The organism is uncultured Rhodococcus sp., assembly GCF_963525155.1.
GTDB classification, from domain to species: Bacteria; Actinomycetota; Actinomycetes; order Mycobacteriales; family Mycobacteriaceae; genus Rhodococcus_F; species Rhodococcus_F qingshengii.
This window is the reverse complement of the sequence record NZ_CAURKP010000153.1, coordinates 1-12263: the sequence shown is the minus strand read 5'-3', so window position 1 is coordinate 12263 and position 12263 is coordinate 1. Positions and strand designations below refer to the sequence as shown.

Genomic DNA, 12263 nt, shown 5'->3' with positions numbered 1-12263 from the left:
GAACGACGGTCCGTGGTAGGCCGCTGTCGAAAGATTCGACACCAACTTCGGTACGTCGGGGTCGGTCCAGGTCACGATGTCGTCGCGGTTGATGCCGCTCTGCTCCTGGATGGCGACGTGTCCTTCGAAGACATTCTTGAAATAGGTGGGGAACGAGAAGTGCACGTAGAAGAAGTGCGCCATGTCAACGACGTTGTCGACGATTTCTCGGCAGTTCGTATCGATGACTATCGACTTCCAGACCCAATCGGTCCACTCGTGCTCCGCAGACTTGATGATCGGTATGGCGACTTCGGCAGGAGGCGGATTGCCTTCGGGGTCGTGCCAGACGAAGAGCAGCCCGTCTTGTTCGAGCGCAGTCCAAGCGCGGGTCTTGGCAAGCGGGGGGACACGTCGAGCATAGGGAATCGCGGTGCACTTACCGTTGCCTCCCCACCTCCAGTCGTGGAAGGGGCACGCGATCGAATCGCCCTTGACCGTGCCCTGACTCAGGTCGCCGCCCATGTGACGGCAGTACGCGTCGAGGATCTTCAGTTCGCCATGCGAGTCGGAGAAGACGACCAGTTTGGTACCGAAAGCTTCGACGGAATGCGGGTTCCCGTCGCTGTAGTCCTTGGCGAGGCCGAGGCAGTGCCATCCGCGGGCAAATCGAGTGGGAGGTTCTCCCTGGTCGATGATGCGAACCTCTTCCGATTCATTGACATCCGCAATTGTCATGTTCTTCCTTTCGTGAGTGCACCCGGTGGGCTGGACCGAGCGACGTTGTACGACAGTCGAAGGGGGGTAAATCTCTGGGCAAGTCACATACGCTGCGACGAGATGTTGCCGCCGTCGACAACCAATTCCGTTGCGGTGATGTAACTTGCTTCGTCGGACAGCAGGAAGCGGACAGCGTGTGCGATTTCCTCCGGGCGACCGAGCCTGCCGAGGAGGATGCGTCGTTCGAATGCCCCGTCACCCAATGCGTCTACGGTCGGCTGAAGCAGAGGGGTCAGAATCTGTCCGGGAGAGACGCAGTTGATCCGAATGCCGTCCGGGCCCAGTCGGTCCGCCAGCGATCGGACCATCGACAACATCCCACCCTTTGCAGCGGAGTAGACAGGGTTGATTGCATTGCCCAAAGTTGCGTTGATCGAAGCGATTCCGACTATTGCCGAACCGGGATTGGCCGTGAAATCAGGCATCAACTGTTGAACCAACAGGATGAGCGGACGTAGATGGGTGTTGATACCCGTCTCCCACACATCGAGCGTCACTCCTTCGAGGGATCCGATATCGACGACCCCGGCGGAGTGAACAAGTCCGCCGATGGAGGGAAGTGAGGAACGGGTTGTGGCCAATGCGGCCGCGTAGTCGTCCGCTCTCGTGAGATCGATTCCCACTCCGATGGCGTCGATGCCGAATTCGGAGGAGATCACTGCTGCCTGATCGACCGCTTTTGCCTCGTCGATATCCCAGAGAGCGACTGGTCGTCGGATCGCCGCGAGCGCGCGGGCGGAGGCCAATCCGATTCCGGATGCGCCGCCGGTGATGATCACGCCTGTCGACGGGGATGAAGCATTCATGTGTCCTCCTGATTTTGAAGCGTTCTGCTCGGCGCCGCATGATCTGATGGGCTCCGGTCATCACTGTGACGAGGGATGGATTCGGGCTCAACGAACATGACCGATCATCGGTATAGGTGCTGGTGAGAGCCCATGCAGATGCATCTCCCGCTGCGTGGGAAACGTACTGGCGTCGTGTGTCCACGGAAGCTCAGATGGGCGGAACGAATGTTGGCTGCCGAAGCGGCGGGCCACCGGAACGGAGACATCGATGTTGGTCGGACCGATCACCGAAGAGTCCATCCCCATGTCAACTCTCGACAGACTGTCGGTGGTGGTGGACTGCTTTCGTGACGCGCCTCGGCTGACATTGGGGGAGGTCGCGCGCCGAACCGGGATTCCGCGATCGTCCGTGCACCGGATGCTACTGAAACTCGTGAGGATGAACTGGCTACGCCGCGAAGGACTCGAGTACGAGATAGGCGACAAGCTAGGAGATCTGGGCGCGCTCTCGCTGTATCGAAACAAAGTGGATCGAGTGGTTACGCCCCTACTTCAGCAATTGCATTTCGTGACTGGACACGCCGTGCACCTCGGGGTGTTGGAAGGAAACCATGTGCGCTACATCCAGAAGATCGGGAGCCTGATGGTCCCCGACCTTCAGACTCGCGTCGGCTCACGTATCCCAGCGCAAGCGTCGACCATCGGGAAGTCACTGTTGAGCGCCGGCAACAGATCGGTGGCATCGTCGCACAACGCCAATGACGTTCGCCAACACGCAGTTGCGTTCGGAATCTGCAATTCCGGGATGGGCTGTATCGGCGCGCGAATCGGGGTGCTCGACCACATGCCAGTAGGTCTCTCGATTTGTGGGCCCTTGATTCGCGGCACGATAGACAAGAGGAACGCCGCTCCCGTACAGATGGCGGCAGCAGCGATCTCGCAGTATTTCGGAATGATCGACGGGTTCGAGCAGGAGAAGACGGGATAGTCCGACAAACGCAAAGAGTGCGCCTCCCCCCACTACGCGTAAAGCGCAGTGGGGGAGACGCACTCGGATGAATCTGCGTCAGCGAAGAGCCGCAAGCGCGTCGATACGCTTGGCCGCGTCCTCCATGATGTTCTCTATCAGTTCCTTGCAGCTGGGCAGATCGTTGATCATTCCGACAACCTGACCCGAGGCAAGCACGCCGGCTTCCGTATTGCCCTCGACCAGTCCGGCCTTGAGCAACATCGGTGTGTTGGCTGCCATGATGATCTGCATCAGCGTGCGGTCACCCGACCGCTTCATCGCGAGACCGTCCTTGGCGAGGGTCGACCACTTCATGCCCGTCATGGCCTTGAACTTCGTGGCATTCTTGGCCGCGGCGATCAAACCGGTTGCATAGCTGGAACCTTCGAGGCTGTTGACCAGGTCGGTGTTGAGCACACGATGAGGCATGCCGTCGACCTTGCGGGAGACAGTCGTATCCGTCAGGCCGCGCTTGAGATACTCCTGTTTGACGGAATCGGGCACCGAAGAGTCGCTGGTGAGAAGGAATCGCGTTCCCATCGCGACACCGGCAGCGCCGTACGCCAGTGCGGCAGCCAGCCCGCGGCCGTCGAAGAATCCGCCACCGGCGATGACCGGAATATCGACCGCGTCGAGAACCGAGGGGAGAAGCAATGTCGTGGCCACACCGCCGGTATGGCCACCACCTTCGCCGCCCTGGACGATGACGGCGTCCGCGCCCCAGGATGCAACCTTGACCGCATGCTTCGCAGCACCGATCGAGGGCACGACGACGATGCCGTGGTCCTTGAGCTTGGCGATCAGTTCCTTCTTGGGAGCCAACGCAAACGACGCGACCTTGACGCCCTCACGGATCAGCAGGTCCGCGCGCTGCGGCGCGTCGGTGGCGTCGGCACGCATGTTGACGCCGAACGGCTTGTCCGTGAGCTGCTTCGTCTTCTTGATCGCGTGCTCGAGCTCGTCGTATGTCATCGTGGCCGAAGCCAGGATGCCGAGACCACCGGCGTTAGCCGTTGCCGACGTGAGAGCGGGACCGGAAACCCAGCCCATACCCGTCTGCACGATCGGGTACTCGACACCGACCAGTTCGGTCAGCGCGGTCTTCAGGGTGGGGGTCATGCCGAGACCTCACGGTCCCGGAGGTTGCGCGGATCGAGGGTTTCGCGGATGAGGTGAAGTTCTTCGGCGGTGGGGTCACGGGTGATACCGGCCTCGGCGAGTCCGGCAACCTCGAACGAGGTGTTCTCGGCTACCTCTTCGGCGGTGACGCCGGGGTGAAGGCTCAACGCGCGGAAGGTGTTTCCCGGTCCGCCGAAGTCGAAGACACCGAGGTTGGTGACAACGCGGGGGATGTTCAGGTACTTGTAAGCCGGATTCTCGGGATCGATCTGGTCGTAGCCGACACCGCACACCACGTCGACCTTGTCGACGAACACTCGCTTGGAGTGCTTGGGGACGAAGTAGCTCGTCGCGTGGTTGATCGTGTTACCCGGGGCGCCGCGCACACCGAACATCTGACGCGTCGGCTGCTGAAGCGGACCGAAAGCGGAGAGGTTCTGGTTGCCGTGGCGATCGAGCTGATTGGCGCCCATGACAACGTGGCGACGGCCGGAAGCGACGACGTCGAACACCTTGCGGAAAGGCATCCATCCTTCGATGGGGCCCTTCGTTCCGACTGCCGGAGTGTCCTCGAGGATGAGGGCTTCACCGTCGGTGATCAGCAGGTCGGGTTCGGTGGTGAGCCGAGCCAGGCGAGCGCCGATGGTGGACGACGTCGACATCGGGCTGGCCATGATTTCGCCTGCACCGGAAAAGATTTCAGCGCAAGCCAGAACAACGTACTCTGCGCGGGTGACGGTGGATTCGCTCATTTTGCCTGCTCCCCTGCCTTTGATGAATCGGCAAACTTCTTTACTGCGGCTTGGTAGTCCTCTTCGCTGCCGGAGAGGAAGGTGTCGACGAACGCCTGCCACGACTCGGGGGTCTTGGCGGACTCGGCGTAGTGACGCTGGAACTTCTCGTCGCGGCCGTAGCTTTCGCCGGCCAACGTGAAGTGCGCACCATTGGGTGCCTCGACGACGGCGTCGACCATCATGCGGTTGAGCAGAAGGTTCTGCAGTGGAACAGATTTGACCAGTTCCTCGGTCTCGACGATGCGTTCGACGGAGACGTAACGCTTTTCGGCGGCCATGCAGTACAGGTCGTCGAAGTACGGGTCGACGCCGTTGTACGCGGCATTGCCGTGCTTGTCACCGAGATTGAGGTGAACGAACGACGCATCGAGGTTGAGTGCAGGCATCGCGATCAAGGTCTCGGAGCGGCCGTCGGCCTCGGGGTACGGGGAGGTGACGGTCTTGAGTTCGTCGCCCCAGAAGTTGCGGACGTCCGAACCCAGGCCTGCGCGGATCGGGAGGAAGGGGAGGCGAGCGGCAGCGGCTTCGAGGCCGCACTTGACCATGCCCTCGTCCATCTCGCGGACTTCGATCTCACCGGCGGTGCGCGCCTTGGCAAACCACGGATCGTAGAACGGTGCGGAGTCCAGGGACACGAAACCGTAGTACGCCTTCTTGACCTTGCCGGCCGAGCACAGCAGTCCGAGATCCGGTCCGCCGTAGGTGACCACGGTCAGGTCTTTGATGTCCGAACGCAGAATTGCACGCACGAACGCCATCGGCTTGCGGCGAGATCCCCAGCCGCCCAGGCCGATCGTCATTCCGCTGCGGAGTTCGCCGACTACCTCGTCGAGCGACTTCGTCTTGTCACGCTTGCTAGCCATGTTTGTCTCAGCCTTCCTTCTGGGTTGCGTTCTCGCGCGGCTTGCCGGTGGCGACGAACTCGTCGCGGTGCTCGTCGGACACACCGAGGAGATTGAGTTCGAAGGTGTAGCCCTGCTCGAGGCGGTAGCTGCCCTTGACGTCCACCGGGTCGATGCCGTTGATGGCTTCCTTGGCACACCGGATGATGCGGGTGTCCTTGGCGGCGATCTTCGCGGCGATCTCGCGAGCGCACTCGTCGAGCTTCTCGCGCGGGACCACGTCGTAGACGCTGCCGAACTGCTTGAGTGTGTGGGCGTCGACGCTCTGGGCGGTGTAGTAGAGCGTGCGCATCATGTGCTGTGGCACCAGCCTCGAGAGGTGTGTGGCAGCGCCGAGTGCGCCGCGGTCGACCTCGGGGAGGGAGAAGATCGCGTCGTCGGAAGCGACGATCACGTCCGCGTTGCCGACGAGTCCGATGCCGCCGCCGACACAGAATCCGTTGACCGCCACGACGACGGGTACAGCACAGTCGTAGACAGCCGCGAAGGCCGCGGCGCAACCGCGGTTGGCGGCGACCAGCGCGTCGAATCCCTCGGTGGCCTGCATCTCCTTGATGTCGACGCCGGCGTTGAATCCGCGTCCCTCGGCTCGCAGGATCACCACGTGAGTGTTGAGATCCTTGCCCGCGTCGAGGATGGCGTCGGCAAGCTCGAACCATCCCTTGGACGGGATTGCATTGACCGGCGCGTAGTCGATAGTGACCGTGGTGATGCCGGTTCCGTCGGAGGAGGTGCTGATGCCCATATCGGGATTCCTTACGTCTGTGTACCAAACCAAGCGATTGCTTGGTAAGTTAGCACACAAGCGGAGCCGACAAGCCCGAGCAGAGTGCATTAGGAGACAAATATGAGTGGATTGGTCGACGGACGCGTAGTCATCATCACCGGGGCTGGCCGCGGTATCGGACGTGCGCATGCATTGGCATTTGCTGCCGAGGGCGCCAAGGTCGTCGTCAACGACATCGGTGCGGGTGCCGACGGTTCCGCGACCGGTGAGAGTCCGGCCGAGCAGGTTGTCGCGGAGATCATCGCCGCCGGTGGCCAAGCAGTGGTCAACGGAGACGACGTCGCCGACTGGGCGGGCGCCGAGAATCTGATCAAGACCGCGATCGACACCTTCGGTGGCCTGGACGTACTCGTGAACAACGCAGGCTTCCTGCGAGACCGCATGCTGGTCGGCATGAGCGAAGGCGAGTGGGACGCGGTGATCCGCGTGCACCTCAAGGGGCACTTCGCGCCGCTCCGTCACGCTGCTGCCTACTGGCGCGCCGAGGCCAAGGCAGGCAAGACCGTCGACGCACGCATCATCAACACCAGTTCGGGTGCAGGACTGCAGGGTTCGATCGGCCAGGGCAACTACGCCGCGGCCAAGGCCGGCATCGCCGAGATGACCATCCAGGCCGCCGCCGAGCTCAAGAATTACGGAGTCAGTGTCAACGCGATCGCGCCTGCTGCGCGCACACGCATGACTGTCGGCGCGGGCGGGGCGATGGCAGAAGCGATGGCAGCTCCGGAAGAGGGCTTCGACGCCATGGCTCCCGAGAACATCTCGCCGCTGGTCGTCTGGCTCGGTAGCGCCGAGTCCAAGGACGTCACGGGCCGGGTGTTCGAGGTAGAGGGCGGAAAGATCACCGTCGCGGAGGGCTGGCGTCACGGCCCGAGCGAGGACAAGGGAGATCGCTGGGACCCGAAGGAGATCGGGCCCGTCGTGGCAACGCTGTTGGAGAAGGCGGAGATTCCGACGCCGGTGTACGGGGCGTAGGGCCTCCGGCCCCGTGAGTGGTTGAGGAGTGCAGGGACTCCTCAACCACTCACAGGCGGCGTGCCGCCTACGCGGGCGCCCGAACCACCAAGACGGTGCCGGGGAACTCAGCTGCGAGTTCGCGCCGCGAATGCTTCACGCAGGCGGTGCCGTAGCCCTTCTTGCGAGATTCCGGCGCGATCCAGATCGCCACGTTCACCTCTTGGCCGTCGAGTTCGCCGAATACCAGGCCGACGCTCTTCGGGCCGTCACCGGAAACGTCCTCGGCGACGAACCAGGCAGCGCTCTCGTCGTCGATCCGACCGAGACCGCCGACGCGCTCGGCTTCGATCCGATCCTCGCTCCACGACTTGCCGTCTTCGCCGAGCTGCTCGGCCGAGCGAATCGTGAACAGTGCCTTGTCTTCTGCGCTGTCGCTGAACGGACGCAGGGTGAAGTTCTGCCCGCTGCTCGCGGGACGATCGAGCGTCGTCCATTCGAGAGTGGCGTCGAGATTCTCCAGCTCGCTCTGGATGCGATCGCGCGCTGCCTTGGTCAGTGCGCTGAACTTGAGGCTCAGAACTGCTTCGGCATTTGCTTCCGACGTGCCGAGGAGTTCCGCGACGGTGGTCAGTGCCTCCTGGTGGTCCTTGCTGTCGACCACTGCGTCCAGCACCTCGTGGCGACGCTCCAGCGCACGCACGAGGGCTGAGGTGATCTCGCGTCGGTCCAGGATTTGATCTTGAATATGCGTCGTCATATATGCGACTCCTTGCTGTGTTCGAGGCTCTGTCGAAACGCCGTGCGGACCGTACGAGTCAATAGTGCTCCAACTCGCCGGTTATGGCACGCGTTCAGCCTCCGGTGCGGCGAACGAGCCGTTCGTAGCGCTGGCGGGCGGCTTGAGTGCTTCCGAGTCCCAGCCCGAAAGCGATGTCCTGCCAGGTCATGCCCCGTTCGCGGGCAATCCCGAGGAACAGTGCTTCCAGCTGTTCCATTTCGGCTCGGGCCTTGGGGATCAGAGTCAACGCAGCCATGACGTCGGCATCGTCGACCTCGGGTTCGTTCGGCTCAGGTATGTCGGTTCCGCCCGCAAGACGAGCCACGACGCGCACCGCGCCGTAGGGCTCGAGCATCTCCGGATGAGATTGCCGCGCGCGCTGGCTTGGGGTCGCGCCGTGGCGCTCGCTGATTCGAAAGAGTCCGGCGTACTCGCGATGTGCGCGTTCGCGGCCGGAATCGATCGGTCTGAACTGGTCATCGGTCATGAACCCAGGGTGGCACGAACCCGGGTCAATGTAAACGCTTTGTTGTAAACAGTTCGTTTAACTCTTCAGTGGCTCGCACACGATGACGGGAATGACCCGGTCGGTCCAGGCCTGATAGTTGTCGAAATCCGGATACATCGCCCTCAACATCGGCCACAGCCGAGCGCGCTCGTCCTCGGCCGCGACGCGGGCTTTCATCGAGCGGATCCGAGACTTGATCTGCACCGTCACCACCGGGTCTGCCTTGATGTTGAGGTACCACATCGGGTTCTTCGGAAGACCGCCTTGCGACGCCACCAGAATCACGTTCTCGCCGTCCTCGAGGAACAGCAACGGGCTGATCCGCTCCTCGCCGGATTTGCGACCGGTGGTGGTCAGCAGGCAGATCGGCAGCCCGCGAGGGAACGCGCTGCCGACCCGCCACTTGCTACCCAGCCGCCCGTCGGTGGCGCGATACATCGCGACGTTCGCCTTCGACATCCACTTGATGATCTTGACCGTCGCCGGAGCGTCGAGTCCCTTGGGTTTGGCTGGGGGAGTAGTCATCTCAGATACGCTCGATGATGGTTCCGGTGGCCAGTGCGCCGCCGGCGCACATCGTGATCAGAGCCGTCGAGCCGTTGCGACGCTCGAGTTCGTGCAGTGCGGTGGTGATCAGGCGAGATCCCGTGCTGCCGACCGGATGGCCGAGAGCGAGCGCGCCGCCGTTGACATTGACGTTGTCGAAGTCAGGTTCGTGAACCTGAGCCCAGGACAGTGCGACGGATGCGAATGCTTCGTTGATCTCGAACAGATCGAGGTCGCCGATCTTCATTCCGCTCTTCTCCAGGACGCGACTGGTTGCCTGCACCGGTCCGTCGAGGTGGAATTCCGGTTCCGAGCCGACCAGCGCCTGGGCGATGATGCGGGCGCGCGGCTTCAATCCGAGCGCGCGAGCCTTGTCCTCGTCCATGAGCAGGACTGCGGCCGCGCCGTCGGAGATCTGGGAAGACGTTCCGGCCGTGTGAATCCCGCCTTCGAGGACGGGCTTCAGTCGGGCAAGGGACTCCGCCGTCGTATCGCGCAGGCCCTGATCGCGATTGACGACCTTGGTCTCGCCCGTGAGGTTTCCTTCCTTGTCGACCTGGGGTGCCGAGAGTTCGAGAACCTCGCGGTCGAACCGTCCTTCCTCCCAAGCCTGCTTGGCCAGCGCCTGCGAGCGGACGCCGAGGGCTTCGACGTCGTCGCGGGTCAGTCCGCGTCGACGCGCGATGCGTTCTGCAGCTTCGAACTGGTTGGGCATGTCGATGTCCCACGTCGCGGGTCGGCGCGGTCCGGCCTGATCGCCGACGTTGGCGCCGAGGGGAACCTGGCTCATGGCTTCGATGCCGCAGGCGATACCGGCGTCGATGGCGCCGGTGGCGATCAGACCGGCGATCAGATGGTTCGCCTGCTGGGCCGAACCGCACTGGCAGTCCACGGTGGTTGCGCCGGTCTGCCACGGAAGTCCGGCGTGCAGCCAGGCCGTGCGCGTGATGTTGTTGGACTGAGCGCCGGCCTGGGTGACGCAGCCGCCGATCACCTGCTCGATCAGCAACGGGTCGATTCCCGACCGGTCGAGAACTCCCTTTTGTGCAGCTCCGAGGATCTCGGCGGCGTGCAGACCGGCGAGCCAACCTCCGCGCTTGCCGATCGGTGTACGGACAGCCTCGACGATTACTGGTGTGCCCACAGCGGGCTCCTTTCCTTGTAATGAAAAAGTAGAACAGGTTCTCTGCGGGAAGCAAGACCTGCCGACGTTTCCTTTCCTAGTAAGCAGGCTTGTGTTTCAATGAGAGTAGAACGTGTTACACATCACGGATCCCCATCACCCCTGTGATGAAAAGGCTTAGGGCAGGAGACATCAGTGGCACAGCCCGCATTCCCCGAGGGAATCGACTTCACGGACCCCGACATCTACGCGGAACGCATGCCGTTCGAGGAGTTCGCCGAACTCCGGAAGACGGCCCCCGTGTGGTGGAATCCGCAGCCCCCGGAAATCGGTGGATTCCAGGACGAGGGCTTCTGGGTGGTCACCCGTCATGAAGAGGTCAAGGAAGTCTCGCAGCGAAGCGACATCTTCTCGACCCACGAGAACACTGCGATTCCTCGCTTCGCCGACGACATCCCGCGCGAGAACGTCGAGATGCAGCGATTCATCCTCATCAACAAGGACGCTCCGGAGCACACCAAGCTTCGCAAGCTGGTTTCGCGTGGATTCACCCCGCGAGCCATCAACAGCCTGCGCGAAGAACTGACCGAGCGCGCCGAAAAGATCGTCAAGACCGCGGCTGCCGGTGGTGCCGGTGACTTCGTGGTTCAGGTCGCGTCCGAACTTCCGCTGCAGGCAATCGCCGAGCTTCTCGGTGTGCCGCAGGAAGATCGAATGAAGCTCTTCGACTGGTCCAACCAGATGACGTCGTACGACGATCCCGAGTTCGACATCGACCCGCAGGCAGCCTCGATGGAGATTCTGGGATACGCGTACCAGATGGCGGATCAGCGCAAGAAGTGTCCCGCCGATGACATCGTCACCAAGCTCATCGAAGCTGACATCGACGGAAATGAGCTCTCCCCAGAGGAATTCGGCTTCTTCGTGATCCTGCTTGCGGTCGCGGGTAACGAGACCACTCGCAATGCCATCACACACGGCATGGTTGCCTTCCTCGACAATCCCGACCAGTGGGAGCTGTACAAGAAGGAACGCCCCAAGACGGCGGCCGACGAGATCGTTCGTTGGGCGACCCCGGTGACTTCCTTCCAGCGCACCGCGCTCGAAGACACCGAACTCGGCGGACAGAAGATCAAGAAGGGCGATCGCGTCGTGATGATGTACGCGTCGGCCAACTTCGACGAGGACGTCTTCGAGAACCCGACGAAGTTCGACATCATGCGTGACCCCAACCCGCACCTCGGATTCGGCGGCACGGGTGCGCACTTCTGCATCGGCGCCAACTTGGCTCGTCTCGAAATCGATCTGATCTTCAATGCGATCGCCGATCACCTACCCGACATCACCAGGCTCGGCGATCCCCGTCGCCTGCGCTCGGGCTGGCTCAACGGCATCAAAGAGTTTCAGGTTGATTACAAGACATCGGGCTGCCCGGTCAAACACTGATCCGGACATATACTGACCTGGTAACCGGCGAGTAGGTTCTGTGTAGGTTTTCGGGAGTTGCCTCTGCACTCTCGAACACGCAGAACTACAGTAGACGTTCCGGGGAGCCACTTGTTGGCAACCTGGAACTGCGGCGGCGTCTGCGGGATCCCTCATCTCCCGTAGGCGCCGCCGTTTGTAGTTCGATCTCTAATTCAGCCGCCGTATGGTTTGGTGATCGCTTCCAGGAAATGTCCCGACGGGTCGAGGAAGTAGACCCCACGCCCACCGTCGTTGGTGTTGAAGCCGGTACTCGACTGGCGCGGATCGGCCCAGTGATCAAGTTTCAACGCCTGTATCCGCTGGTAGATGCCGTCGAAGTCATCTTCGGAGACGAGGAAAGCGTAGTGCTGAGACGCAACCTCGGCGCCTTCTTCCACCTGTGCGAAGTCCAGTGTCACGCCGTGCTCGAGTTCAACGCCGAGAAAGTAGCCGGCTTCGACTGGGCCTGGAAGACCGAACATGTGAGTGAAGAACCACGCAGACTCTTGTCGGTCTTTTGCGGCGATGATGGTGTGATTGAACGAAATGGTCATGAGTGACCCCTTGCGGTACGACGCCTCCATGCCTGACGCAGTCCGTCATCGACACGCGACGTTGGGAACCAGGAAACCAGTTCGAGGTTCTCGGTGCAAGTACGACAGGCTGATTCGAATACGACGAGCGCGGCCCCGGTCGATGACCGGGGCCGCGCGCGTACTGTGGGGT

The 12263-nt window shown here is 62.1% G+C and carries 14 protein-coding genes; 3 read left to right on the top strand and 11 right to left on the bottom strand.

The window, feature by feature from the left end; translation table 11 throughout:
• Both RWT78_RS23175 and RWT78_RS23170 read right to left on the bottom strand, forming a co-directional pair.
• Positions 1 to 717: Rieske 2Fe-2S domain-containing protein (locus tag RWT78_RS23175; RefSeq protein WP_314681164.1), on the bottom strand; the 717-nt coding region annotated here is incomplete at its 3' end.
• 83 nt (positions 718 to 800) lie between these two features.
• Positions 801 to 1565 (bottom strand): SDR family NAD(P)-dependent oxidoreductase, encoded by a 765-nt coding sequence (locus tag RWT78_RS23170; protein ID WP_007734247.1) that lies wholly within the window; start codon positions 1563 to 1565, stop codon positions 801 to 803.
• Between the two features lie 250 nt (positions 1566 to 1815).
• Between RWT78_RS23170 and RWT78_RS23165 the strand changes: the two genes are divergently transcribed.
• Positions 1816 to 2535, top strand: coding sequence for an IclR family transcriptional regulator (locus tag RWT78_RS23165; RefSeq protein ID WP_042449480.1), 720 nt, complete (start codon positions 1816 to 1818; stop codon positions 2533 to 2535).
• A 78-nt stretch (positions 2536 to 2613) separates the two neighbouring features.
• Here RWT78_RS23165 and RWT78_RS23160 read toward each other — a convergent pair whose 3' ends face one another.
• From RWT78_RS23160 to echA20, 4 genes are read right to left on the bottom strand one after another with little or no spacing between them, the layout of a single operon-like run.
• A complete protein-coding gene (locus tag RWT78_RS23160) occupies positions 2614 to 3675 on the bottom strand; it encodes a nitronate monooxygenase family protein (protein ID WP_019746967.1) in 1062 nt (353 codons plus the stop codon).
• On the bottom strand, positions 3672 to 4427 hold the full coding sequence (locus RWT78_RS23155; RefSeq protein WP_019746968.1) for a CoA-transferase subunit beta: 756 nt from the start codon (positions 4425 to 4427) through the stop codon (positions 3672 to 3674). Before RWT78_RS23155 ends, RWT78_RS23160 begins: the two co-directional genes overlap by 4 nt.
• Entirely contained in the window at positions 4424 to 5332 is a 909-nt protein-coding gene (gene ipdA / locus RWT78_RS23150) for a cholesterol ring-cleaving hydrolase subunit IpdA (RefSeq protein WP_003945662.1), read from the bottom strand. The genes RWT78_RS23155 and ipdA overlap by 4 nt, the downstream gene beginning before the upstream one ends.
• Before the next feature lie 7 nt (positions 5333 to 5339).
• Positions 5340 to 6116, bottom strand: a complete 777-nt coding sequence (gene echA20, locus RWT78_RS23145; protein WP_003945611.1) for a (7aS)-7a-methyl-1,5-dioxo-2,3,5,6,7,7a-hexahydro-1H-indene-carboxyl-CoA hydrolase — start codon at positions 6114 to 6116, stop codon at positions 5340 to 5342.
• Positions 6117 to 6218: 102 nt separating this feature from the next.
• Here echA20 and RWT78_RS23140 point away from each other — a divergent pair, with 102 nt between their 5' ends.
• Entirely contained in the window at positions 6219 to 7133 is a 915-nt protein-coding gene (locus tag RWT78_RS23140) for an SDR family oxidoreductase (RefSeq protein WP_003945561.1), read from the top strand.
• 67 nt (positions 7134 to 7200) lie between these two features.
• Here the strand turns inward: RWT78_RS23140 and RWT78_RS23135 are convergent, their stop codons facing one another.
• The 4 genes from RWT78_RS23135 to RWT78_RS23120 form a co-directional block, all read right to left on the bottom strand.
• Positions 7201 to 7872 (bottom strand): GNAT family N-acetyltransferase, encoded by a 672-nt coding sequence (locus RWT78_RS23135; RefSeq protein ID WP_116057219.1) that lies wholly within the window; start codon positions 7870 to 7872, stop codon positions 7201 to 7203.
• A gap of 94 nt (positions 7873 to 7966) precedes the next feature.
• The gene (locus RWT78_RS23130; RefSeq protein WP_042449485.1) at positions 7967 to 8380 is read right to left on the bottom strand and encodes a hypothetical protein; all 414 of its coding nucleotides are present in this window, start codon (positions 8378 to 8380) and stop codon (positions 7967 to 7969) included.
• Positions 8381 to 8437: 57 nt separating this feature from the next.
• Entirely contained in the window at positions 8438 to 8926 is a 489-nt protein-coding gene (locus RWT78_RS23125) for a nitroreductase family deazaflavin-dependent oxidoreductase (RefSeq protein ID WP_050655745.1), read from the bottom strand.
• A gap of 1 nt (position 8927) precedes the next feature.
• Entirely contained in the window at positions 8928 to 10091 is a 1164-nt protein-coding gene (locus RWT78_RS23120) for a steroid 3-ketoacyl-CoA thiolase (RefSeq protein WP_003945509.1), read from the bottom strand.
• A gap of 174 nt (positions 10092 to 10265) precedes the next feature.
• Between RWT78_RS23120 and RWT78_RS23115 the strand changes: the two genes are divergently transcribed.
• Positions 10266 to 11516, top strand: a complete 1251-nt coding sequence (locus RWT78_RS23115) for a cytochrome P450 (protein ID WP_003945573.1) — start codon at positions 10266 to 10268, stop codon at positions 11514 to 11516.
• A 194-nt stretch (positions 11517 to 11710) separates the two neighbouring features.
• On the opposite strand, the gene RWT78_RS23110 is transcribed toward RWT78_RS23115, so the two are convergent.
• The gene (locus RWT78_RS23110) at positions 11711 to 12091 is read right to left on the bottom strand and encodes a VOC family protein (protein WP_020906296.1); all 381 of its coding nucleotides are present in this window, start codon (positions 12089 to 12091) and stop codon (positions 11711 to 11713) included.
• Positions 12092 to 12263 lie beyond the last annotated feature (172 nt).

Bases quoted from the DNA above. Each gene is read 5' to 3' on its own strand.
- RWT78_RS23170 (WP_007734247.1), bottom strand. From the start codon at position 1,565: ATGAATGCTTCATCCCCGTCGACAGGCGTGATCATCACCGGCGGCGCA.
- RWT78_RS23165 (WP_042449480.1), top strand. From the start codon at position 1,816: ATGTTGGTCGGACCGATCACCGAAGAGTCCATCCCCATGTCAACTCTC.
- RWT78_RS23160 (WP_019746967.1), bottom strand. From the start codon at position 3,675: ATGACCCCCACCCTGAAGACCGCGCTGACCGAACTGGTCGGTGTCGAG.
- RWT78_RS23155 (WP_019746968.1), bottom strand. From the start codon at position 4,427: ATGAGCGAATCCACCGTCACCCGCGCAGAGTACGTTGTTCTGGCTTGC.
- ipdA (WP_003945662.1), bottom strand. From the start codon at position 5,332: ATGGCTAGCAAGCGTGACAAGACGAAGTCGCTCGACGAGGTAGTCGGC.
- echA20 (WP_003945611.1), bottom strand. From the start codon at position 6,116: ATGGGCATCAGCACCTCCTCCGACGGAACCGGCATCACCACGGTCACT.
- RWT78_RS23140 (WP_003945561.1), top strand. From the start codon at position 6,219: ATGAGTGGATTGGTCGACGGACGCGTAGTCATCATCACCGGGGCTGGC.
- RWT78_RS23135 (WP_116057219.1), bottom strand. From the start codon at position 7,872: ATGACGACGCATATTCAAGATCAAATCCTGGACCGACGCGAGATCACC.
- RWT78_RS23130 (WP_042449485.1), bottom strand. From the start codon at position 8,380: ATGACCGATGACCAGTTCAGACCGATCGATTCCGGCCGCGAACGCGCA.
- RWT78_RS23125 (WP_050655745.1), bottom strand. From the start codon at position 8,926: ATGACTACTCCCCCAGCCAAACCCAAGGGACTCGACGCTCCGGCGACG.
- RWT78_RS23110 (WP_020906296.1), bottom strand. From the start codon at position 12,091: ATGACCATTTCGTTCAATCACACCATCATCGCCGCAAAAGACCGACAA.